This is a genomic window from Cupriavidus sp. FW305-3-2-15-C-LB2, assembly GCF_058787575.1.
This window is the reverse complement of record NZ_JBYSZW010000007.1, coordinates 25,865-48,669: the sequence shown is the minus strand read 5'-3', so window position 1 is coordinate 48,669 and position 22,805 is coordinate 25,865. Positions and strand designations below refer to the sequence as shown.

Annotated in this window: 19 protein-coding genes; 7 read left to right on the top strand and 12 right to left on the bottom strand. The window is 65.6% G+C overall.

Going from position 1 to position 22,805, the window contains the following annotated elements; genetic code table 11:
* Positions 1-129: 129 nt before the first annotated feature.
* From AC3WRR_RS07655 to AC3WRR_RS07640, 4 genes are all read left to right on the top strand, one after another.
* Positions 130-1,278, top strand: a complete 1,149-nt coding sequence (locus AC3WRR_RS07655) for a polysaccharide biosynthesis/export family protein (RefSeq protein ID WP_492296648.1) — start codon at positions 130-132, stop codon at positions 1,276-1,278.
* 11 nt (positions 1,279-1,289) lie between these two features.
* Positions 1,290-1,739 carry an arsenate reductase/protein-tyrosine-phosphatase family protein gene (locus tag AC3WRR_RS07650; protein WP_492296577.1) on the top strand — a complete coding sequence of 150 codons (450 nt, stop codon included), beginning with the start codon at positions 1,290-1,292 and terminating at the stop codon, positions 1,737-1,739.
* A complete protein-coding gene (locus AC3WRR_RS07645) occupies positions 1,736-3,961 on the top strand; it encodes a polysaccharide biosynthesis tyrosine autokinase (RefSeq protein WP_492296575.1) in 2,226 nt (741 codons plus the stop codon). Before AC3WRR_RS07650 ends, AC3WRR_RS07645 begins: the two co-directional genes overlap by 4 nt.
* A gap of 111 nt (positions 3,962-4,072) precedes the next feature.
* Positions 4,073-4,741 carry an acetyltransferase gene (locus tag AC3WRR_RS07640; RefSeq protein ID WP_492296573.1) on the top strand — a complete coding sequence of 223 codons (669 nt, stop codon included), beginning with the start codon at positions 4,073-4,075 and terminating at the stop codon, positions 4,739-4,741.
* Positions 4,742-4,893: 152 nt separating this feature from the next.
* Here AC3WRR_RS07640 and AC3WRR_RS07635 read toward each other — a convergent pair whose 3' ends face one another.
* Positions 4,894-5,511, bottom strand: a complete 618-nt coding sequence (locus AC3WRR_RS07635) for a sugar transferase (RefSeq protein WP_492296572.1) — start codon at positions 5,509-5,511, stop codon at positions 4,894-4,896.
* Positions 5,512-5,950: 439 nt separating this feature from the next.
* Here AC3WRR_RS07635 and AC3WRR_RS07630 point away from each other — a divergent pair, with 439 nt between their 5' ends.
* Complete coding sequence (locus AC3WRR_RS07630; RefSeq protein WP_058697715.1) at positions 5,951-6,997, top strand: DUF1839 family protein; 1,047 nt, start codon at positions 5,951-5,953, stop codon at positions 6,995-6,997.
* On the opposite strand, the gene AC3WRR_RS07625 is transcribed toward AC3WRR_RS07630, so the two are convergent.
* The 7 genes from AC3WRR_RS07625 to AC3WRR_RS07595 all read right to left on the bottom strand — a co-directional run bounded on the left by AC3WRR_RS07625 (position 6,985) and on the right by AC3WRR_RS07595 (position 17,094).
* The gene (locus AC3WRR_RS07625) at positions 6,985-9,549 is read right to left on the bottom strand and encodes a glycosyl hydrolase 2 galactose-binding domain-containing protein (protein ID WP_058697714.1); all 2,565 of its coding nucleotides are present in this window, start codon (positions 9,547-9,549) and stop codon (positions 6,985-6,987) included. The two genes, AC3WRR_RS07630 and AC3WRR_RS07625, sit on opposite strands and share 13 nt — an antisense overlap.
* Before the next feature lie 176 nt (positions 9,550-9,725).
* Positions 9,726-10,730, bottom strand: a complete 1,005-nt coding sequence (locus tag AC3WRR_RS07620; RefSeq protein ID WP_058697713.1) for an amino acid--[acyl-carrier-protein] ligase — start codon at positions 10,728-10,730, stop codon at positions 9,726-9,728.
* A gap of 10 nt (positions 10,731-10,740) precedes the next feature.
* Positions 10,741-11,940 carry an acyl-CoA dehydrogenase family protein gene (locus AC3WRR_RS07615; RefSeq protein ID WP_010811136.1) on the bottom strand — a complete coding sequence of 400 codons (1,200 nt, stop codon included), beginning with the start codon at positions 11,938-11,940 and terminating at the stop codon, positions 10,741-10,743.
* Positions 11,937-12,188 carry an acyl carrier protein gene (locus AC3WRR_RS07610; protein WP_010811137.1) on the bottom strand — a complete coding sequence of 84 codons (252 nt, stop codon included), beginning with the start codon at positions 12,186-12,188 and terminating at the stop codon, positions 11,937-11,939. Before AC3WRR_RS07610 ends, AC3WRR_RS07615 begins: the two co-directional genes overlap by 4 nt.
* 173 nt (positions 12,189-12,361) lie before the next feature.
* The gene (locus tag AC3WRR_RS07605) at positions 12,362-14,800 is read right to left on the bottom strand and encodes a polysaccharide biosynthesis tyrosine autokinase (protein WP_011616302.1); all 2,439 of its coding nucleotides are present in this window, start codon (positions 14,798-14,800) and stop codon (positions 12,362-12,364) included.
* A 78-nt stretch (positions 14,801-14,878) separates the two neighbouring features.
* Positions 14,879-15,601, bottom strand: coding sequence for a Crp/Fnr family transcriptional regulator (locus tag AC3WRR_RS07600; RefSeq protein ID WP_010811139.1), 723 nt, complete (start codon positions 15,599-15,601; stop codon positions 14,879-14,881).
* A gap of 509 nt (positions 15,602-16,110) precedes the next feature.
* Positions 16,111-17,094, bottom strand: coding sequence for a DUF1839 family protein (locus AC3WRR_RS07595; protein WP_011616301.1), 984 nt, complete (start codon positions 17,092-17,094; stop codon positions 16,111-16,113).
* Positions 17,095-17,255: 161 nt separating this feature from the next.
* Here AC3WRR_RS07595 and AC3WRR_RS07590 point away from each other — a divergent pair, with 161 nt between their 5' ends.
* Positions 17,256-17,639 carry a hypothetical protein gene (locus AC3WRR_RS07590; RefSeq protein ID WP_136227837.1) on the top strand — a complete coding sequence of 128 codons (384 nt, stop codon included), beginning with the start codon at positions 17,256-17,258 and terminating at the stop codon, positions 17,637-17,639.
* 22 nt (positions 17,640-17,661) lie between these two features.
* On the opposite strand, the gene AC3WRR_RS07585 is transcribed toward AC3WRR_RS07590, so the two are convergent.
* From AC3WRR_RS07585 to AC3WRR_RS07575, 3 genes are all read right to left on the bottom strand, one after another.
* Positions 17,662-17,976, bottom strand: a complete 315-nt coding sequence (locus tag AC3WRR_RS07585) for a hypothetical protein (protein ID WP_010811142.1) — start codon at positions 17,974-17,976, stop codon at positions 17,662-17,664.
* Between the two features lie 123 nt (positions 17,977-18,099).
* Entirely contained in the window at positions 18,100-18,558 is a 459-nt protein-coding gene (locus AC3WRR_RS07580; RefSeq protein ID WP_010811143.1) for a response regulator transcription factor, read from the bottom strand.
* A gap of 237 nt (positions 18,559-18,795) precedes the next feature.
* Positions 18,796-19,656, bottom strand: a complete 861-nt coding sequence (locus AC3WRR_RS07575) for a helix-turn-helix transcriptional regulator (RefSeq protein ID WP_492296570.1) — start codon at positions 19,654-19,656, stop codon at positions 18,796-18,798.
* 511 nt (positions 19,657-20,167) lie between these two features.
* Between AC3WRR_RS07575 and AC3WRR_RS07570 the strand changes: the two genes are divergently transcribed.
* Positions 20,168-21,739 (top strand): phage integrase family protein, encoded by a 1,572-nt coding sequence (locus AC3WRR_RS07570; protein WP_492296568.1) that lies wholly within the window; start codon positions 20,168-20,170, stop codon positions 21,737-21,739.
* Between the two features lie 51 nt (positions 21,740-21,790).
* Here the strand turns inward: AC3WRR_RS07570 and AC3WRR_RS07565 are convergent, their stop codons facing one another.
* On the bottom strand, positions 21,791-22,804 hold the full coding sequence (locus tag AC3WRR_RS07565) for a ParB/RepB/Spo0J family partition protein (RefSeq protein WP_010811146.1): 1,014 nt from the start codon (positions 22,802-22,804) through the stop codon (positions 21,791-21,793).
* Between the last annotated feature and the right edge of the window lies 1 nt (position 22,805).

The following is a 22,805-nucleotide window of genomic DNA, read 5'->3' as shown; positions in this document are numbered from 1 at the left end:
GTGTGCGACAACGCACCGAACCCGGGCAGCAGCCCTACCTATGATGCAATCGTCGGGGGACATGGCATATCCGGTGCGATGTCCACTGCTATCAGCAAGGAGACCGCCGTGAGAACAGTCAATTGGCGCATGCATTCCCTGACCTTTGCTAGCCATCGCCACAGTGTCTTTTCCAGTCTGGCGATCGTTGTTGCTACAGGTCTGCTGACGGCTTGCGCCGCATCGCCGGGGATGTACTTCGACAACAACGCGGTAGTGAGTGCGATCGGGCCCGATGTCGTACCCACGGTGACACCGATCACCCTCGATCTGGTGAAAGCTCAGCGCAATAAGGCTCGTACGGACAACGAGGGAGTCGCGGAACTGTTCGCGACGCCGCAGCCTTATCGGATCGGCCCTGGCGACATCATCTCGGTCGTGGTATGGGATCACCCGGAACTGGTCTTTCCCACCCAGACCTACAGCATCGGCGCCGCCTTTGAGATCCCGACGTCGAGCGGTGGCTCCAATGTGCCTGGCTATGTGGTCAGCGCGCAGGGCGATATTCAGTTCCCCTACGCGGGCGTCATGAAGGTGGCCGGCAGAACGGCAAACGATGTTCGCAACCAGATGGCGCGTGTGCTTTCGCGGGTGGTCAGGGATCCGCAGATGACGGTTCGCGTGCTCGGCTTCCGCAGCCAGCGCGTCTATGTCGACGGCGAGGTCAAGACGCCTGGCATGCAGGCCATTGACGATGCGCCCATGACGCTGGTGGAAGCGCTCAACCGCGCGGGCGGCGTGCTGAATCAGACTGGCGACAACAGCCGCATTCGTGTTACCCGTGGCGAGCGCAGCTGGTATGTCAATATCCCTGCGCTGCTGGCCAAGGGTATCGATCCGGCCCGCATCCTGCTGCGCTCCGGCGATATCGTCCGCGTGGAACAGCGCGAGGACAACAAGATCTTCGTCACCGGCGAAGTGGTGCGCCCAACCTCCCTGCTGATGCGCAATGGGCGGATGACACTAAACGAGGCGCTTGGCGATGCCGGGGGGGTCAATCCGAGTTCGGCCAATGCGGAGCAGATTTACGTGATCCGCAAGGCCGGCGATGGCGAACCCAATATCTTCCACCTGGACGGCAATTCGCCTGCAGCGCTGGCCATCGCCGAGGGTTTCGAGCTGGAACCGAAGGACGTGGTCTATGTAGACGCACGTCAGGTGGTCCGCTGGAGCCGCGTGATCAACCAGCTGATTCCGAGTACGCAGCCAGTGTTCAGTGCTACGAGCGCGCTGAGATAGCGGGGCGCGAGATGGCTCGCTCAATCTTGGTCGTCTGCACCGGCAACGTCTGCCTCAGCCCGATGGCGGCTTGCCTGCCGCGCGCGTTCGGCTCGCATGCGATCCGGCTGCTGCGTGGCTCGCGCCGCCGGTTGGCGCACCCGCGCTATCTGGTTGCTTGCGTGCGATGGATACGATTTCGCCAGTTATCGCGCCCGCGCCTCGATGAGGCGCTCGTGGCGGCAGATCCGATTCCGGTGATGGAAAGCGCGCAACGCGACGAGCTCGCGCGGATGTACCCGCAGGCATGCGGAAGAACGCACAAGAGCTGCGAATCCATGCACACGGACGTGCCGGATCCATACGGTTCTTCGCCGGGCATATTCGTTATCGTGCTGGAACTGATCATGCAGGGCATCGCGTCGTGGTCTACGCGGCTGGGGGAAAAAGCGTCGGCCGATAGTCAAGGAGAGGCATCATGAAGACGGTCAGTACGCGGGACAATGTCATCGCTGACGCGGACGATCGCGGTATGGCGGTGGATCTGACGGCCTATCTCGATGTGCTGGTGCGCTATCGCCGTACCTTTCTGACTGTGGCCGGACTAGTCATCTGGGGGGGCCTCATGTTTGCCCTTCTGGCCAAGCCGGTCTATCGCCCCGACATGATGGTGCAAGTAGAGGAATCCAGCGGAAACGCCGCCAGCAAACTGGCGGCCAGCATCTCACCGGTGTTAGACGTCAAGGCCGCTGCTTCTGCGGAGATCGAGCTCTTGCGCTCACGTATGGTGGTCGGCAGGGCGGTTGACAGCCTGCACCTATATATCGACGCCGCACCGCGCTACTTCCCCCTGATTGGCGCTGCAATCGCCAATTTGAATCCGGAACTGTCGAACCCGGGGCTGTTTGGATGGGGCGGCTTCACCTGGGGACGCGAGTCGATCACGGTACCCCGGCTCGATGTGCCAATCCCCATGGAGGAACGCAAGATCACGCTGACCGCGCTGGGTGACAACCAGTATCGGGTGCGGTTCGCTGGCGACAGTGCAGAAGCCACCGGCAACGTCGGAACGACACTGACGATCGCCACCGGAAACGGCCCGGTTACCCTGCTGGTCAGCCAGCTCGATGGACGCCCCGGCAGCAGGTTCGTACTCCGTCGCTTGCCCCGCAGTGCCGCCATCAACCAGCTCCAGGAGCGGCTGATGATCAGCGAGCGTGGCAAGGAAAGCGGCGTGATTGGGGTGTCGCTGGAAGGCAGCTCACCGGCCATGACTGCAGCTATCCTCAACGAGATTGGCAATGCCTATGTCGACCAAAACGCCCGCCGCAAGGCCGCGGAAGCTGAGAAGTCGCTGGCATTTCTGGAGCAGCAGTTGCCGGAGCTCAGGCGGCAGGTCGATGCGGCCGAGACCCGATACAACGCAGTGCGCAACCAGGGCGGCACGATCGACCTGACCGAGGAGTCCAAGCTGATTCTGGCGCAATCGGTACAGATCCAGACGAAGCTGCAGGAATTGCGGCAGAAGCGGCAGGAACTGGCTTCGCGCTTTACCGCTCACCATCCGGCCATCGAACTCATCGATAACCAGATTGCCAGCCTGACCGCCCAGCATAATGGCGTATCAGGACGAATCCAGCAGCTGCCGGGTGTGGAGCAGAACGTGTTGCGCCTGATGCGCGACGTCCGGGTCAGCACCGAGTTGCTCCAGTCGCTTCTTAACGAAGTCCAGCAGCTTAAGTTGATCAAGGCTAGCAAGGTGGGAACCGCGCGAATGGTCGACCCGGCAGAGGTACCGCTCAAGCCAGCATATCCAAATCGGGCGCTGATGTCGGGAGTATCGTTGGTCATTGGCCTGCTCGCCGGCCTGCTGGCGGTCATCCTGCGCCACTTGCTCGATGGCGGCGTCGCTGATGCGGACGAAATCGAGCGACGGACCGGCATGACCGTCTACTCGACTATCCCCTTCAGCAAGCATCAGTCACTGGAGCCGTCCGGAGGCGGAGGGCTGCTGGCTAACCAACAGCCGGGCGACCCGACCGTAGAGAGTCTGCGCAGCTTCCGCACAGCGTTGCGATTCGCCCTGGCTAGTAGCAGCAACCAAACGGTAGTGATCACCGGCCCCGCGCCGGACGTCGGCAAGTCTTTCATCTGCGCGAATTTCGCCGCGGTTGCCGCCGCCGGGCACCGCGTGGTGCTCATCGATGCAGACCTGCGCCGGGGCGGACTGCACTACCCCTTCGATGCCAAGCGCGGCCCAGGCCTGACCGAACTGCTGATGGGCGCCCCACTGGATCGGGTGTTACAGCGGCAGGTGGCGCCGGGCCTGGATTTTATCCCGACTGGCGCGCCCCCCACACACGCGGCGGACGTGCTGCTGAGCCCGGGCATGGATTCCCTGCTTGCGCAACTCAAATCGCGCTATGACTTGGTGGTGATCGATACGCCGCCCGTGCTCGCGGCCGCTGACGCCGGCATCCTGGCTGGCAAGGCAGGCGCCGTGTTCCTCGTGGCGCGCGCCGAGAAGACTACCGTCGGCGAGCTGGTCGCGGCGCAACGAACCATCCAGCAGGCAGGCGCCGAGGTCAAGGGCGTGCTGTTCAATGGGCTCGTGATCGAGGGACGCTGGTATCGGGCCCACAACTACTTCGGCAAGTATCGCTATCTCGCCGAGTACGGCAATGCACCGACCAAGCAAGCTTAGATAAAGGTGGCAGCCGGTACTGGCTGCCTCCGTACTGGCGCCACCGTTCCCTTCAGCCGCCTCGGCCACCATCATCGGCATCAGCTTAGCTTTTCCAGGATTCAATCAGCCATGCCACTTGTTGACGCGCCTGCCATCTCCTCCGTCGTGATTGCCGGTTCTGGCGGCCTTGGGGTGGAACTCTATGATTATCTGCACGACGAAGCACTGCGCGGCGGGCCAACGGTAGCGGGCTTCATTGACGACAGCCCGGGCAAAGTTCCGGACGGCGTCAATGCGCCCAATCTGGGGCCGGTTCGTCAGTTCCGCCCGGCACCGGGTCAGGCTGTGCTGGTCGCGATCGGTTCCCCGCAAGCGCGGCAGGAGGTACTGTCGTGGCTCTTGCAGAACGGGATCACGGTCCCGCTCTATGTGCATGACAAAGCCTTGATCTCGCCTTCCTCCCGTTTGGGCATCGGGGTTCTGATCTTTCCTTTCACCGTCGTCAGCCGGGGCGCGGTGGTGGAAGACGGCGTGCTCGCCAATGTCTTCTCGGGGATCGGCCACGGTGCTCGCGTGGGCGCATGCTCGGTGCTTTCTCCGCACGCCGTGCTCAATGGCAACACCGCGATCGGACCTGGTTGCTTCCTGGGTACACGTGCGACGCTATACCCGGGCATAAGAATCGGCGCGGAATGCGTCGTGGACTCCCATACCGGCGTTTCGGTCAACACCAAAGACCGGCAGTTCATCACTAACGGGGCTCAGCAGATTACCTCACGCCGCATTCGCGACCAGTGATGAGGGGTAGCCGCGTCGCGACGCAGAGGCGTTCGGATGAACCCCGGCAAGCCAGCAGGCAAGCGGCATTGCACCAGGGCTTCTGCACCGTCGGCCGGCTCATGGAAGCGCCGATGCCCCTTGCGTCTCCAGGCATGTCGGTTACCGCGATGTCAGGCGGCATCGACATCCGGCATGCTGCGCTTGCTGCCCCGGAACCGGGGTGCGGAGAATTCTCCCGCGGCGCTGATACCGTCGCGTGCCAGCACTTTGATGACCGTCTTCCACAGGATCACCACGTCCAGCCACACCGATACGTGGTCGACGTACCAAACGTCCAGCCTGAATTTCTCCTCCCAGCTGATGGCGTTGCGTCCGCTGATCTGCGCCAGCCCGGTGATGCCAGGACGAACGTCATGCCGGCGCGCCTGCTCGGCTGAGTAGAGCGGCAGGTATTCCACCAACAGCGGACGCGGGCCCACCAGGCTCATGTCACCCTTGAGGACGTTCCAGAGCTCCGGCAGCTCGTCAAGGCTCGTGGCGCGCAGGAATGCGCCGAATTTCGTCAGCCGTTCGGGATCCGACAGCAGCTCGCCATCCTCGCCGCGGGCGTCAGTCATGGTGCGGAACTTGAGGAGCTCGAATGGCTCGCCGTGAAGCCCTGGCCGCACGTGCCGGAAGAAGACCGGCTTGCCCAGCTTCAGGCGGATTGCGCAAGCCAGGAACAGTAGTGGAACGGCAAGCAGCAGGAGGCCCAGCGAGGCCAGGCAGACGTCAAAGATGCGCTTCATGATGGTTCATCCTGCCGTTGAAATCCGGCCTCAGACGATGAAGGTGGGCACCGCGTCGCCGCATGGAGGGATGCCCGGGGAAGGTGTGAACATTGCAGGCAGAGGCCGCATCCCGCGCCCGCGCCTTGGCCTGGTTTTCGGCCATGCACGCGAGCGCTGACTGCACGCCTCCACTGGCTCAATATAGTCAAGGTGAGAAGCATGCGTAGCGCGGCTATGTGATGGCGGGCACGGAACGCAAATTGCCGGTGCGAGTGGCCTGTGCTACAGGCCCCGGTCACGTTGCTCTGGCGCCTCGCCACCATACACTGGAGTACGGGGCAAGCCTCCGATTCTGTTGGAGAGCGCACCGAGAGATGGGAGCCCTCCCGCTAGAGTAAACGTCGACGCGCAGGCAAGCAGGCGATGCCTTGGGGCGAGACAGGTCCGGAGAACCGAAATGAAAGCAACCACAGCATGCGGCGAGGGTGGCGGCGGAGTCGACGCTACCCCCGCGGCGATCGCGCATCGCCACCTGCTGCATGGCGCCGATGCCATCTGGCAGGAAACCAATTGCTATATCGACCTCTGGGTGGAACTGCTGCATGGCTGGGGGCTCGATCCGCGCGCGGGACTTCCGTTCACGGTTGCCCAGGACTTTGAAGGGGATCACTTCACCTTCTTCAAGTACCCGCAGATGGATCTGGAGACGCTGTACGGAACCGTCGTGCAGGAAATGGCCGTCTACGACACGCTCCAGGCGCACGTCCTGGCCCAGGTCGAACGCGGTCACACCGTACTGCTTGAGGTCGACAGCTATTACCTGCCCGACACGCACGCCACCGCGTACCGGCGCGAGCACGTCAAGACCACCGTGGCCATCGACCGTATCGACAGCCAGGTCCAGCGCCTCTGGTACTACCACAGTCTCGGCTATCACAGCGCGCAGGATGAAGACTATCGCGGCCTGCTGCGGCTTTTGCCTGAACTCAGCGGCAATGGCAATATCCTGTTCCCTTATGCCGAATGCGCGAAGCGCGCGCGGCCATCGCTCGAGTCGTCCGCGCTGGTCGACGCCTCGGTCGCGTTGATGCACTACCACCTGGCCCGGCGCCCTGCAGCCAATCCGGTGGGACGCTGGCGACAAGTGTTCGGCAAGCATATGGACGCGCTGCTGGCACGTGACGAGGCGTATTTCCACTTGTACACCTTCAATTTCCCGCGTCAGCTCGGCGCCAATTTCGAGATGCTGCACCACTGGCTGTGCTGGCTGCGCGAGCAGGGACGCGAGGTGCCCATGGTCGCTATCAACGCCGCACGGACCATCGCGACAGAAAGCAAGGTATTGCAGTTCCGACTGGCGCGTGCGGTGGCACGCCGCCGCGCCGATCCATGCACGGACTGCCTGGATACACTGGAAACCTGCCATGACAGGACCATGGAAGGCCTGATCACTGCCTTCGGTGGCGTCGACAATGATCCGATTGGCCAAAATCAACCATCATAACCAAGCGAATGTTCCGCGTTGACAGCGTAAATCTCGCCTGAAGGCGGCGGAACAGCATGCCCCCCCACCTTGCCTTCATGCACGAGGCGGACACGCCGGCTGCTGCCCGGCGCAAGGTGGAACCAGTTCTCGGCGGCAATGTAGGCATGATCCTCGATGTGCACCCAGCGAGCGAAGCGCTGGGTTGACACGGTCAGCCACCACTCACCTTCCGCTTGCTCAAGCTGTGCCCGCAAGCTGGGCGCCTTGAGCGCCGCGGCACGGCGGTCGGGCAAATAGACGGCCTGGCTCAGTGGCTCGCCACTGTCAACGGCAAACAGTGTCGCCACCACGACATCATGAGTCGGGGGGCCGAAGCGGTAGGCATAAGTCAGGTCGAAGAAGCGGTCAAGCAACGCAGCGGCCTCCACACGCTCGGCACTGCGGGCCGGCAGGCACAGGCTGTGCCGAGCCTGCGCCACCACCGCCTCGCCATCGCGCAGGCAATCCAGCTCCAGCCACAATGCACGTGGCTGCGGCGTTTCGTTGAGCACGTGCAAGTGCAGTCCGTTGAGCCCTTCGTCCGTAATCAGTACCTGCAGCGGCTGCCAGACTTGCCTCAAGGCATACCAGGCCGATTTGGGACGGCCGCACGCGTCGACAATACCCCAGCCGGCGCCAGGCATCAGGTCCTGCAATTGCCAGACCAGACCACCCGAGCAACTCGACCCGACACGCCGCCATTCGCTGAAGACTTCGGTCATGACGTCCGCGACCACGGCGCGCGACAGCATCAGGTAGCGCCGGGGCTGCTCATACCGCAGGCGCGGCGGATCCACGTCATACAGCACACGCAAGTAGTGCTCGCGCACATCCTCGAAGTCCCACGGCGTGCCGGCGTCGCGCGGCACCGCGGCTTTCCAGCGCGGCGCGTGCAGCGGCGCAGACAAGCCGTACTCCGTCAACGTGCGGTCACCGGGCACATTGGCAAAGGCCAGGCATTCTGAAGCGAAGCGCACTTGCGCCAGGCGTGCGTCGGCCAACGGTCGCTGGTAGGCGCCGACGCCGTAGTAGTGGCTAACGCCCGTGTCGGGCTGGAACGGCCAGCTGCCGCCGGTCGGCGAATTGCTGACATACACCACGTCCGGCCGATGGGCTGCAACCAGGCCCGGAATCAGTTCATCGAACAGCGGTTGCTTCCAGTTGCTGCGCGACGCGCCCAGCATCGCGGCCTGCTGCTCCGCCTCGCTCCCGCCACACAGCACCGCGAGACTCGGATGCGCCCGGGTTGATGTCAGCCAGTCGCTGACTTCACGCGTGATGTCATCGGTAAGGCCAATGCCAGGCCCGATGCCGCCATAGTCAAAATTGGCGAACATGAAATCGTGCCATACCAGCAAGCCAAGTTCGTCACAAATTCGGTAAAACGCTTCGCCCGGATAGCAGGTGACGCCGCTGATTCGCACCATGTTCATACCGCCCTGGCGTGCCAGCGCCAGCCAACGCCTGGACGCTTCATCGGTGTCTGCCAGGCCGGGCAGGTCATGGCTTGAGATGCAGGCTCCGCGGCAAAACACCCGCTCGCCGTTGATGCACAGTGCGAAGTGCCCGGACTCGCCAGCACGATCCGACGATACCGTGCGGAAGCCCACCCGGCCGCAGTCGATGGCGCGCCCCTCGATGTTCGCATCGACGCCGTAGAGGCAAGGTTCGCCATGCGTGTGCGGCCACCACAGCCTGGGGTGTTCCATGCGCACCGTGCCCACCAAGGTGTGATCGTCAACGCGCGACAGCGAGCCGGGATAGCCGCAACCCTCCGCGTCCCTGGCTTCGAACGATCCCGAAGCCGGCGCGGACGCTGGAAAATGCAGGCGCAGCGTGATGACACCGAGATCGCCCTGCACCTGTCCCCACAGGTCAGCGCGCACCCCATGCAGGATGTCGTCGCTGGCCGGGTCGAGCAATTCCACCGAGCGCCAGGGACCCACCGCATGCACCGGCGGGCACCACCCCGGCATGTGGCCAAGCAGCGTCGTGCGGACGGTGCGCAGCGTCGGCGGCACGATCATTCGCGGCTTCCAGCGCACGGGCCCGCGCTGCTTGCGCAACCATGGATAGAGCGCGCGAAAGCAAAGGTACAGCAGGTTGTCGTCATCCAGATCGGCCTCGACCTCATGCGCGACGAACATATGCTGCGCGCTCAGCACGAGCTTTCCGTTAAGCCAGGCTTCGGCCACCGTGGCGAGCCCGTTAAAGCGCAGCACGCGGCGGCCACGGCCGGCAAAGCTGACGCGATACCAATGATCATGCAGGTGCAGTGGCGGCGGCGCCGAGTCGTCCCAGCGCCCGGCAGCGCGCAGGGCGCTGGCTACCGTGCCGGGCACGGGTGCTGGCAACCAGGCTGCGGCGGGATCCAGTGCGGCGGGGCTATCGGCTACGCCGGCGGGCATTTGCACCCAGGCCCACTCGCCGCCGAGCGCGGCACTGCCGATGGCGACGCCGGGACGGCTGCCAGGCGATGCCTGCCGAGCGGACGCCGAAGTGCCCGTGTCCGCGTTAGTTTGCGCCTTCATGGACTGCCTTCCCTGAGAAAACCTGACAGGACCGGAACGCCAGCATGGCAGAGCACGCGTGACAGCCCGGGACGGCCGCGCCGGGCAAGGCCCCGGCCGCATCCGCCGTCACGGCACCTCATTGGCCGAACGGATGCGGCACGTAAAGTCGTCCAGTCGCGCCGTGCTGGCACGTACTAGATACCTCCGAGCACGTCACGCACCCGCTGGGGCCAGTTCGCCAGCTTGAAGCCGTGATGACGCAGCAGTGCCAGCGTCAGGCGCTCGATGCCAAAGCCCACGCAGCCGGTGTGCGCCGGCGCGCCGTCCACAGTACGCAACGGCCACGCGTGCGCGAAATGGTCCATGTGGTAGTTGAAACTCATGCAAGCCGTGGGTGGCGCGCCATCATTGATCGGCACCAGCAACTCGAACTTAAGCTTTAGCTCGCGCTGGCTGTCGGCCACGATCTTGCCGCCACGCCCAAAGAACGGATCGTTCGCCACGTCAACCTCATGCGGCAAGCCAAGCAGCCTGGCCAGTTGCGTACCACGCTCCATCCATCGTCGACGGAATTCCACGATCTGCTCGGCCGTGCCGAGCCGGACATATTCGCGCTGGCGGAACATCTGCATGCGTGCAGGGTCGATCGAAGGCTCATGGCGGAAGCAATACGTCAACACGTCAACCACCAGCCCTTCCCGAGGCATCGGACCGCGGCTGGCCACCACGGGGTAGACGGGATAGCACGCCGCCGGCGCCAGCACCACATCGGTGGGCTGCTGCTGATCGGCCCATTCCTCACCGTGCTCCAGGCGCGCCAGCAGACGGTGATGCTCGCGATCGCCGCCACAGAAGCAATGCACCGTCCCTGCCAGCTGGGGAAAGCTCTTGAGATACTCACTCGCTTCAAAGTCCTTGCGCGGCATGGCAGGAGGAAATCGCATCACCTCCGCGTCCTGGTCGGCGCCCAGTTTGCTGATCGCGTAGTTCAAGCCGTCGGCAATACTCTCGAACAGTCCGCTACGACCATAAATGCCGTCGACCGTCGTGGGGAAGAGCACGCGGGCGTCAATCAGCGCCTGCCGGTAAGCACGGCGGCCCGTGTCAGGATCCTGCGCCGGCCTGGCCATGGCAGAATGGTCACCCGGGGCAACGGATGCGTCGTCGCCTGGCACGTAAGCGTTGCTGGTATCGTCCATGGACGGCTCCTCAGGCGGACCGGTCGGCCAGTAGCAGATTGGCGGTATTGGTCAATATGCGATCGTTGTTGATCATCAAGGGGGCGGACCACAGATCCCGCAGGTGGCGTCCCAGGCTGAACGGCGTGCCATGCTTGTAGCCCGCCATGCCGCAGACCAGCATCGCGATTTGCACCGCTTCGAGCGCCAGCGACGACACGCTGGTCTTGAGCCCGTTCATTTCCGCCGCCAGGTTGAAAATTGCCGACACACTCTGGCTTGCATGACGCTGGCGTTGGTGAGCCAACGCCAGTTCCAGCCGCCCCTCCAGCATCTGGATAATGGCAACCGCTTCGGCCACGCGCGTAGCCGAGGGCGGAAGCGTGCCAGGCCGGGCGCGCGCCTGGCCCTGGAACAGCACCTTGGCGCGCTGAACCGCATCCGCGGCGATACCGGTCCACAGGGCAGACCACAAGATGTGCGACACGGGGGTCATGGTGACGTCGGCAATCTCGCCGAACGACACGGGCAGGATCTGATCGGTATGCCCGCGGGCTTCCAGCCGGAATCCATTGCTGCAGGTGCCGCGCATGCCCAGGGTATCCCAGGTGGAGAGACTTTCCAGTACGTAGTCTGGCTTGAGCACGCTTACCATGACCTGGTCCGATGGCGAGGCATCGGGATGGCGGCGTGCCGTGACGAGGATCCCGTCGGCATGGGCGCCATAGGAAATGGTCGGAGCCATCTTGAGCAAGTACAGGTTGCCGCCATCGGCGTTGACCGCGCAGCCGCTGCTGCGCAAGGCACCGCCAATCGCCTCTTCGGACGTGGCCGAAGCCAGCAGCAATTGTTCGCTGGCCAGGCGCTGCAATAGCTGCGCGTGCCACGAGCTGGTGCTCGCATGATTGACCAGGCATGCCACCTGTATCTGGTGCATGGCGTAGATCATTCCCGTCGAGGCACAGGCACCGCCCAGCACGCGGCAGACCGCTGCGATCGTTTCCAGCGACGCGCCATCACCGCCACAGGCTGGCGGCACCATGGCGCCCAGCAACCTCTGCTCACGCAAGACTGCAAACGCCTGGTGCGGAAAACACGCATCGGCGTCGACCTGGTCTGCATGCCTGGCTGCTTCTGCCGCGGCCAGGCGCGCTCCGGCCAGCAAGTGTGCGGCGTCAGCAGTCTCCGCGCGCGGAAAGGCCTGCTCGACGCTGGCGAGGACCGGGCTCATGCCGCCTCCTGCTCTTGTTTGATCTGCTCGGTCGCCGCAGCCAGTGTGCTGATGCTGCGGAACAGCTGGCGAGTCAGCATGCGGTCAGGTATCTCGATGCCGAAGGTATTTTCGATCGCGAGCATGACTTGCACCGTTGCCAGTGATGACAGTCCCGCTTCGTATAGATCGGCCTGGTCGTCCAGCGATTCAACTGGTACGTCAAGTCGGGCCACTTCCAAAAGTATGGTGCGTATCGCTGCTCGCATGGTGGGCTCCAGGTTGAGGTACAACGCCTTGGTGACCTATTGAGCCTGAACGTCGCACGCGCATCAGTGCGTTTTCACACCAATGCGTGTGCTCAGAACGTCCGCCAAACGCTCGCAGAAACAGGTACACCCACACAAATGGCGGTGCGGTTTCTGGCGTGCTTTGGCATGCGTCAGTTTTTCCCTACCCGATCGGCTTGACCGGCCAATGCGGGAGGCTTCGCTACCGCTCGTGGCAACGGCATCCCCAGATAAGGATTGATGGTATTGAAGTCCGCCCGGTTGCTGCGCCGGGGCATGACACCGTTGAGGATGCCACCGGCCAGCCTGGCATTGGCGTGCGCCAGGCGCTTGAGGGTTTCATCGACCTGCGCCGTCGCCGTGACATCGGCGCGCACCACCACCAGCGTGGAACCCGCCAGGTTGGCCACCAGCGTGGCATCGGCCACCGCCATCACCGGCGGCGTGTCCACCAGCACCAGGTCGAAGCGCCCCGCGCACAGCCGCAGGGATTCCGCCAGCGCGGGCAGCATCAGCAGCTCGGACGGATTGGCCGGCACCGCGCCGCGGCTGAGCAGGAACAGGCCATTGACCACGCTCGGCTTGACCGCTTCGGCGATCGCGCTGCGGCCAGCGAGCACTTCTGCCAGCCCGGGCTCGGCAGGCAGGTCGAACCAGTCCGCCACGCGGCCGCGGCGCAGGTCGGCGTCGACCAGCAGCACGCGCTGGCCGGCTTCGGCGAACAGCACCGCGAGGTTAACCGCGGCGAAGGTCTTGCCGGCGCTGGCGGCGGGGCTGGTCACCGCAACCACGCAGTTGGGTGCATCGCGCAACGCGAAATGCAGCGCCGCCCGCAGCGTGCGCAGGCCTTCCACGGCAAGCGAATGCGGGGCGCGCCGCGCCAGCAGGAACTGGTCGTGCAGGCCCTGGCGCAGCAGCCGTTCGGCGCGCGCGCGTTCGTCCTCGGGCGCGGCGGCCGTGGCGGCGTCGATCACGCTGGTGACAGACTCCGGCCGGCCGAGGCGTACATTGGGCGGCAGCACAAAGCCGGAGGCGATGCCCAGGCGGCGCTTGGCTTCGACCAGCCGTTCCAGCTCGGTCTGCTCGTTGCTGAAGGCGATATCGCCCAGCATGGCCATGCCCAGGCGCTGTTCCGCATCGGCGGCGCTGGCCACCGACGGGCGCATGCGCTGGCGCAGGTTGATCGCGGCCACGCCCAGGCACAGGCCGAGCAAGGCGCCGGCGGAGGCGAACGGCCACGCGCCGAGACCGACCGGTGTGACCGGCGCGATCGCGGCATCGACCACGCGCATCTGGGTAGAGCTGTCGGACAGCATCAGCGACAGCTGCTCGACCTTGCTGCGCAAGGACATGTACATGTCCTCGGCCACCTTGACGTCACGCGTGAGCGCCACCGATTCGCGCTCGGAGGCCGACAGGGTCTGCATACGCGCGTCGATCTCCGCGCGCTCGCGAGTCATCTGCTGGATCTGGCTGTCGACGGTGCGGACCTCGTTGGCCTCGGGCGTGAAGCGCTGGAGCAGCCGCGTGCGCTCAAGCTTGAGCGCTGCGATCTGGCGCTGGTACTCCATGCTGTTGCTGAGGAACGACTGCGCGTCGCGGCTGGGCTGCAGCGAACCCGTGCGCGCGCGGTAGCGCGTGAGCGCCTCTTCGGCGCGCGTGAGTTCGCTCTGCACGCGCGGCAGCTCGCCCGAGAGGAACGCGAGCGTGCCGGCCGCGTCCTGGCGGCGCTTGTCGGTCTGGCCGTCGATATAGGCGCGCGTGACCCCGTTGACAAGTTGGGCGGCAAGCTGGCGGTCCGGGTATTGCCAGCTCACGCGCACGGTGCCGCCCGGCGCGGTCAGGGGGTCGGCCGCGCCGCCCAGGCTCGCCGGGGTTTCACTGCGTTCGCTTTCCACCGTGAGCCCGCGGCGCACGGACTCGGCGGTGCGGGCCAGGTCGTGCCGCGTGAGCTGGAAGCGCGTACCGGGCCCGGCCTCGATCTTGTCCACGCGCAGCACAATGCCGTTGGCCATCGCAGTCTCGCCGGCCCGCCCTTCCAGCAGCAAGGTGTCCTGCTGCATCAGGCGGTAGCGGCCGTCGCTGCGCACCTCGAAGGTGAGTGGCTGGTCTACCAGCGCCTCGGGCACGGTCATGCTGGCGATTACCAGACGCTCGCCGCCCCAGGCATAGCCCAGGCTGGCAGGCCAGGTGCCGCGCGGCTGGCCGGGTGTGGAAAAGCGCTGGACCAGCGCGCCCAGCAGCGGCGCACGCAGCGGCTGCGCGGTGATATCGAGCCGCAGCCGCTCCACCACCGGACCGACCACGGCGCGGCTCTTGAGCAGGCCTGCGTCGAAGGCCGCCGGGCCCTGCATCTGGGCGACGCTGCGCATGCCGCCATCGCGCCCCTCAACCTGCACCAGCGCCTGCGCGCGATACTGCGGCGGCGCCGACAGCGCCACCAGCAAGCCTGCGGCCGCACCGGCCACGCCAGCCGCGGCAATCCAGCCGAGGTGGTCCATCAGCGCGCGCGCCTGCGTGACGCCCGGCTGGGCCTCACGGCGCGGGGTGGCGCTCTCAGCCGGGCCACCGGCATATGACAGTCTGCTCACGACTACAGCTCCTCAAATGGGATCGGCGCGGCGTATGCACGCCGCGCTTCGCAGGCCACACGCGCCGAAGCGTGCCGCTCAGGCGCTGGCCAGCGCGGGCAGCAGGCGGTCATACTCGCGCTTGACCAGCTTGTAGCACTCGCACGAATGCTTCTCCAGCCCGCAGCGGTCAAGCACGGTGATATGGCCGCGGCTGTGGTGGATCAGGCCCAGGTCTTCCAGCTTGCCGGCCGCTTCGGTCACGCCTTCGCGGCGCACGCCGAGCATGTTGGCGATGACCTGCTGGGTAATCACCAGCTCGTTGGAGCTGAGCCGGTCGATGGCCAGCAGCAGCCAGCGGCACAGTTGCTTGTTCAGGGAGTGGTGGCGGTTGCAGGCCGCGGTCTGTGCGATCTGCGTGAGCATGGCCTGCACGTACAGCAGCGTCACGCGCTGCAGCGTGGGCAGGCGCGGCAGGTCGCCGCGCAGCAGGCGCGCGGGAATGCGATAGGCCATTCCGGGGCTGCGCACTTCCACCCGGCTGGGCATGGTGTCGCCGCCGGTGACCACCGGGATGCCGACCAGCCCTTCGTTTCCGACCGCGGCGATCTCGACCGTCGCGCCGTCCTCCAGCAGCGACAGCAGCGATACCACCGCGGTGGTCGGGAAATAGACATGGACGATGCGCTGGCCGGAATCAGTCAGGAGTTCGCCGGCGCGCAGACGGACCAGCTCGAAGTGCTGCGCCAGCGTCTCCCACTCGCCGCGCGGCAGCGCGCTGAGCAGGTGATTGACATGCAGATCCGATCGATGCGTAATCATTTTCGTACCCCCTGTCCAATCCCGAGTCCGGGAACAACGCTCTGCCGGCCTGGCTCGGCACGACTGCTTTCCGAGAACCGGCTGGCTGCGCCGCCGACCCAGGTGCGGCGCTCTTTGCAAGCCAGTGCCTCTATTTAGCGTCATGGCAGCGCGCTCCGACAGTAGGCGAACGGCTGGGGAACGGTCATCCATCGGGAGGTTGGACGGAAAGGCGAGAGTGAAGCGGGCGCTGACAAGGGCGCCATGCGCCGCGGCGGCTGCGATGTCCGCCGCCGCCATACGAGGCGAGGCGGCACGGCAGATGGAAGCTGTTACGGGCTAGTCAGTCACGGCAGGCACGCAAGGCTGGATGCATGGCATGCCCTCCGCTGTCGGCATGAGACCCGGGATATCGTGCAAAAGGCGGATGCACCGGGTTGCCCCCGGCGCCGGATCGAACCGGTTCTGTGCCAGACGCCGGAGGCGGCACACCAGCCAAGTGTTGCCCGCTGCAGGCAGGATCTGCCGACTCATGGCTTGAACTCGCCGAAATGCGCGGCCAGCAACGGCACGCTGGCCAGGTATGAGGCTTCGAGCTGGTCCAGGCAGTCTTCGCAACGGTCCGGCTTGCGGCTGATGACCGCGCGCATCAGGCGGAACTGCATCACCATCGCCTCCGAGGCCATGGTGTAGCAGGCTTGTGCCGCCTTCTCGGGCACCTCCTGCCCGTGCATCACCAGCCAGCGCAGGTAGCGCGCCAGCAGCTCGAAATTGGCGCCGAGCTGGCGCAGCACGCCCGACGCGTAGTGGTGAAAGCCCGGTTCCCCGCGCGCCATCAGCCGCTCGAGATGCTGGGGAAATACCGCGCGAAACATTGTGACGGGGTTCTCGCGCGGACGGTTGCCCAGGTGAAAGCGCAGCAATGCCAGCGAGGCCTCGAGCAGCGTCTCGGCAGCGTGCGGATGTCCGTTGCGGCGGACCACATCGGCGTGCATGAAGGGCAGCGCGTCGGCACTGCGCACGCCCGGTGCCAGGCGAATGATGGCGGCGTAGTCCTCGCCGGTCGCGGTGTGGTAGCCGTCGGAGTGGTAGTAGCCGACTGCGCCGGCTTCGGGGATCAACACATCGATGGCAATGCAGGTGGGCATGCAATGGCGCAGGTAGCCGGCGCCGCGGGGTGGCGGCAGCTGGCTGCTGTCCAGCTCCATCACGACGATATGGCCGCGCGAGGTCTGTGCCGCAACGTGCGACTCGAGCGAGTCGTAGAACGTCAGGGCGTGCACGGTGAGGCCGTACAGCCGCTCCAGGTCGGCATCCGGAAAGCGGCACTGCGTGAAGTGGTCGGCCTCGAAGTCCTGCCGCACCGCGCAGGCCAGTGCCGCGACCGGCGGCAGGTCCAGCCCGTGCAGCAGCTCGATCCAAAGGTCGATATGGCAGTTGACGTGCGACCACACCGGATTGCCGCCGCGCAATCCTGGTCCGCCCCGTCCACGCATCCTGGTGTCGCCGTGCACTAGTGACCTCCGCGCCTGCCATGCCGCTTCATGAGCGGGTACGGACGGCCCATGCCGGGCCCGCGCGCGTGCCTGACGAGCGATACGGCAGGCCGAGCGCTGACACCAGTCATTTTTCCGTCTCCCCCTGAACCCGAGCCAGATACTTGCTGCCATTGGCCATGATGGCGATCTTGGCGCGCGCGGTTCTGGCCAGTCTGTTGGACGGCGCACAAACCCGCAAAGGGTTCAGGCGGTTCAGGGGGGCACTCAGCCGCAAATATGCGCGCATGGTGCTTCTGGTTGATGGAGGACTGCGAACTGATTGGTTATCGTCAAGGAGACGTGTGGGCGGGCAGTATGGCCCGCACGCCTTCAAAGCCCGCATGGTCCCCCGGTCGGCGGGCTTCTTTTTTGGCTCGCCGGCTGGTGTCCTGTTCCGCAAATACCTTGCCATGAAATCGCCCCAACTGGGCGATTTTCATTTTGGCAAGCTGCGCGACGACGAAGAGAATGACAAAGGCACAGTGGCACCCGGCGAGGCCGCCGGGTGCCACTGTGCCTGATTCTCGCTGGATGCCTGCTGGTTCAGGCCACGAGTGGTGGCGGCACGCGATGCCGATGCTGAGCAATGATCAGCGCCCTCAGGCTTTCCACACGCAGCCGCGCTTCGCGCTCGCCGGCCGCGCGGGCCGCGTCGGCGGCGGCCAGCTCGCAGTCAAACTGACGCCCGTGCAGTTCACCGCGATAGAGCAGCGGCTCATCGCTGCCCTCGTTGGCACCCGCGTGGCAACCATGGTCAAGGCTGGCAGCCAGCCTGATCTCGAAGCAGCACGCCCACTTGCCTCTGCCTTCGCGCACAGCAAAGCCGCGAACGACGAGGAATTCCAGTCCGGCCTCCATATGACCCCCTTACTTCCCCAGGGCGGCCTGCCTGCAAACTGGGCTGGCTTCTGCCTCCGGGCGAATCAAGCATAGGCAATCAGGTGCGATGCGCACTCCTACGGTGGATGTAGGTCTGCTCGCTCAAAGGAGGGAGGCGGTGGCCCCGTTGGCGCCCGTCAGTGACAGCGCCATGCGCGGAAAGCACTGGCCGCCGGCCCACACCAGCGCGGTGGCGGCGCAGACCAGTTCAACCGGTGCCGGCAGCGCGAGACACCCGCTGGCACCGAGCAGCGCGGCATGCAGCATCAGCGAGGCATCGAGGCGATCGGACAGCACCAGCCAGCGCCGTGGCGCCAGGCGTGCCTGCAGCTGGTCCAGCAACGCACGCGGGTCGCCCTCCAGTGCGCTGCAATCGATCAGCGCGATATCGGCCGGGTCCGGCGATGGCTCCGATGACGAAGCCTGCGTCGATGCGCGCGCCGATTCATGCAGCCACTGCGGCGTGCGCCACGTGATCGGCTGCGGCACGTCCAGTGCGTTCAGGCGACGCGCCAGGACACGGCACATCATTTCATTGCTGGCGATGAGATAGGTCGGCATTGACTCGGTCTGGCAGCTGGCCCGGGCCGCAGATGCGCTTGCCACCGGGTCGGGATCCGGGCCGCGGGGCGGCCCGCCTTGCAGGGCATCAGGGCAGCGCCGGCCGCCGGAAAAAGTGTCTGCAGATGCCTTTCATCACAAGGTAGCAAGCCGCCGCCGCCATTGCCTCATGCTTTTGGCTGAGAGCCGCACGCCAGAAGGATGAGGCGCGACCCGTGAACGCCGCGCCGCCACCCGTCACGCAGCCTGGCAGGTGGGATCAGGTGCCGGCACCCGGGTCACCGGATTGACGGGCGTGGCGGGCCCGGCCCAGTTGAGCGTGGCACCCTTCTGCAGGGCAACGTAGACGGCTTCGCCCTTGTTGCGTACGTGCAGGCGCTGGTACAGCGTGCAGGCATGCGTCTTCGCGGTGGCCACCGAGATATTCAGCATGCGGCTGACCGTCTTGATGGGATAGCCCCGAGCCAGCAGCGCCAGCACTTCGTACTGGCGTTCGGTGATGTTCAGCAGGTGCGCGCCGGCCGACGGGGTTTCGTGGTACGTCGCGTGCGCCTGGAAATGGCGCTGGGGCGCGGGCACCGCATGCTCGAGCACGGCCTCGCCGATGCCTGCGCGCAGCGCCACGACCCGGGCCTCGCCCTGCCCTGCGCTGCTTGCCACCGGGGCATGGCCGGCATCGAGTTCCGATTGCCAGGCATGGTGGCTGCCCTGGGCACGCGCCGGGAAGCACTCGCCGCCGGCCAGCACCAGGCGCACCGCGGCATCGAGCGCATCCGCACTGCAGCTCTTGGCCACGCAGCCGCGCACCGGGTCAGGCAAGCCTGCATCCGGCAGCAATGGGGCCGCCTGATCGCCGAGGACCAGCACGCGCTGCGGGCGTAGCCGCTGGCACAGTTCCTCCAGCATGGCCCAGCCGCCGGCGTGATCGGCTGGCAGGCCATAGATCAGCAGGTCGGCATCGTACAGCCACAAATCTGAATCGACTGGGGCGAGGGGATCGATATCGATCAGGTCACCAGGAATATGTGCTTGGGCCAGCAGATGGCGCAGACCCAGGCGCAGGAGGGGGTGAGGCTCGATCAAGAGGATGGTGGCCATGGCCGCTCTCTTATTATTGCGGCAAGTTCGGACCCTGCGACAATCCGCGCTTGCTTGTCGGAAATGCTCCGCTATCTTGCGGTTGCACTTCCATACGATCCGCCATCGCTCCAGACCGCCCGGCAGCCTTCCCGTCAGGCTGCAGGTCCGTCCTTCCCGTGGAGATACCGGATCGCCCCGTTTTGCGTGTTAAGACGCTTATGTAGAAAGAGTCTTAGATGCGACTGAAGTCTGATCTAAGTATTTATAACTCCTGACCTGCAGCATATGAAACGCGTAGGTCGAATGCAAGGTGATGGTGCGCTGCGGCGGGTTTTCCCCGAGCACTGCCTGACACCAGCATACGGATGCCACAAGGGCAGCGGGGATGACTTTCCAGTGAAAACGCGCATAAAATTATCGGCATTGTATTTATCTATGCATTTCGGGCCGGATGAATTCTCGCTCGCTTCAAGTGCCTTATAAATCAAGAAGTTAGCCATTCAGCGCATACCTGCCGATGATTCCTGGAATGATGATGGTCAGCCTCACCCGCAGCGAATTTGCGGCGGTACGCGCCTATGTGCAGGGCATGCCGGCGGCCATGGTGGTGCCCCGCTACCTGGCCGACGAAGCCGATGACGACGAAGCCGGGGCCGAGTCTGCGCTGCGGATCCTGCTTGCCCTGCGCGACCGGATGGTCCAGCTCGCGCACCTGCACGGACGGGCGGACCTGGCCGAACTGCTGCTGGCCGGCCCTGGCCGCTCCAACCGCGGCATGGATCGCCGCGTCGACGCGCTGGCTGAGCTCGAACGGTTGGGTACGGCGGCGCCGCGCCCCCAGCACGGCGTGGAGTTGTGGTTTGCACCAGCCTTGGCGCGACGCTTGCGCAAGGCTGAAATTGTGACCCTTAATTCTCTTTTTGAGCTTGCAAACCGACGCGGCAGCGCCTGGTGGCGGGCCGTCCCGCGCATTGGCGCGCTTGCCGGCGCGGCCGTCAACCGCTGGCTCAGCGAGAACCGTGCTGCCTTCCGGGACCCGGACGGCAAGCCGCTGCTGGGCGCGCACGTCGGCAACCGGACTCTGCTCGAGCGAGGCAGGCTGGGACCAGGGATGCGCCAGCCGTTGCCGCTGGAATGGATGACCGCGTCGCCCGCGTTAGCCGCTGACGCCAGCTGCCCGTACAGTCAGGGCCTCGACGTCGTCCAGGCCTGGCTGCGCGATGCCGCCGGCGACAGCGGCAGCACGTTCTCGGCCTACCGCAAGGAGGCGGAGCGCTTGCTGCTATGGGCAGCACTGGAGCGGCGCAAGGGCCTGTCGCAGCTCGATCTGGACGACCGCCGGGCCTACCTGGGCTTCCTGGCGCAGCCCGAACCGGGCAGCCGCTGGTGCGGACCGCGGGCACCGCGCCACCTGGCCGGCTGGCGTCCGTTCACCGGCCCGCTCAGTCCGGCAAGCGTGCGGCATAGCATGCGGGTGCTGGCCGCCCTGTTCCGCTGGATGCATGCCAACGGCTACCCGGGCGCAGCGCTCTGGCCAGCCCGGATCCCGGACGGCACCGATGCCTCGGCGGCAACGGAGGCGGCGCGGCCGGACACCTTGCAGGTTCCCGAGGCCAGCCTGGCTCCCTTCCTGTCATGGCTGGAACGCCGGGGCGGCGACGACGATGGCCAGCGCTACCGGACCGCCCATGCGGCAATCCTGCTGTTGCGGGAACACCGGCTCAGCCTGGACCGGCTGACCTCGGTCACGCGGCGTTCGCTGGCGCCGATGCAGCAGCCTGCGCGGGTTCCGGAAGACGGTGTGGAAAGCATTGTGCCAGACGGAACGCCCGGCTTTGGCCTGGCCACGCAGCACGCGCTGGCCCGGCATTGGCGTGACCGCAACCTCCAGTGGGACGGTGCGGGCACAGAAGACGCCTCGCTGATCGGTCCACCGGCCGCGCCGCCGACCCGGCGCGCGCAGCGCAAGCTGGCGGCATTGCCGCTGGCCGGCTACTCGGTGCGTGGCCTGCATGCCCTGCTGTCCAGCATGCTTGAGCGCTACCGCAAGACCTGTGATCCGGAGTTTGGCGCGCGCTCGCCGCGCGACCTGCTGGCTTGAGCGCTGCCGCGGCAATGCTGCCGCAGCGGCGCCATGGCTTGCCTGCCCGGCTCAGAGCAGCGTGTTGTCCAGCCCGAAGCGGGCCTTCAGGGCCTCGACCAGCGCCTCGCGGGCACTGCGGTCGCTCAGCTGCACGTCCAGCATCACGCGTCCCGAGTCCCATTCCTTGATGGTGCCCAGCAACTGGCCGCTGTCGGTCCGGATCTTGTATTGCCGGCTGATTTCCTTGACCTTGCGCGCCTTGCCTTCCTGCGCGTGCTTGCGGATGGCTTCAACCTCGCGGCTCGACAGGCCGTCATTGATGATGCGCGCCGCCAGTTCGCGCGTGCGCTCCTCGCCCGCCAGCTTGCAGTACAGCGTCAGCTCATAGCCCGCGGCGATGCCGATCGCGCTCGGGCGCTCGCGCATCACGCCCAGCACGGACTCGGGCAGGCGCAGCAGCGCCAGCGTCTTGTTCACGGTGCCGGCCGACATGCCGGTCAGCTCGCAGATTTCCTCTTCCTTCTGGACCTTGCCTTCGTCCAGCAACTGGCGCCAGGCGATCGCATTGTCCAGCGCTGACTGGTCCGAGCGCTGCTCGTTGAGCATGAACGACAGCCGGTAGAAGTCCAGGTCGCTCAGGTCGTTTTCGACAAAACATTCCATCTCGAGCTTGCCGGCAGACGCCAGAGCTCGCTTGCGGTAATGACCGTCGATCAGGATGTAATGGCCGGGGCGCGCCGGATCGGGCGCGGCCAGGCCGGGGGTCTTCTGGCCGTGCGTGGCAATGGATGCCGCCCGCTCCTGCACCACGGCGGGATCGTAGAGGCGCCGCGCGTTGAGAGGATTGTCGTGCAGTTGCTCCAGCGGAATCCTGATCAGCTGCCGGCCCGCGGCGGCTTCGCCAAGACTTTCAGCGCTGAAAACGGGCGCGCCATCGGCTCCCCTGCCCTGCAGCAATCCATTCGGATGCTGGGAAATGGCCGCTTCCGCGCGAGCGAAGCGGTCCAGCGTATCGTTGCGGGTCTTTTCGGCCGCCATGCCGGCCAGCATGCCAGCCTTGAGGCTCTTCAGTTTGGTAGCCATA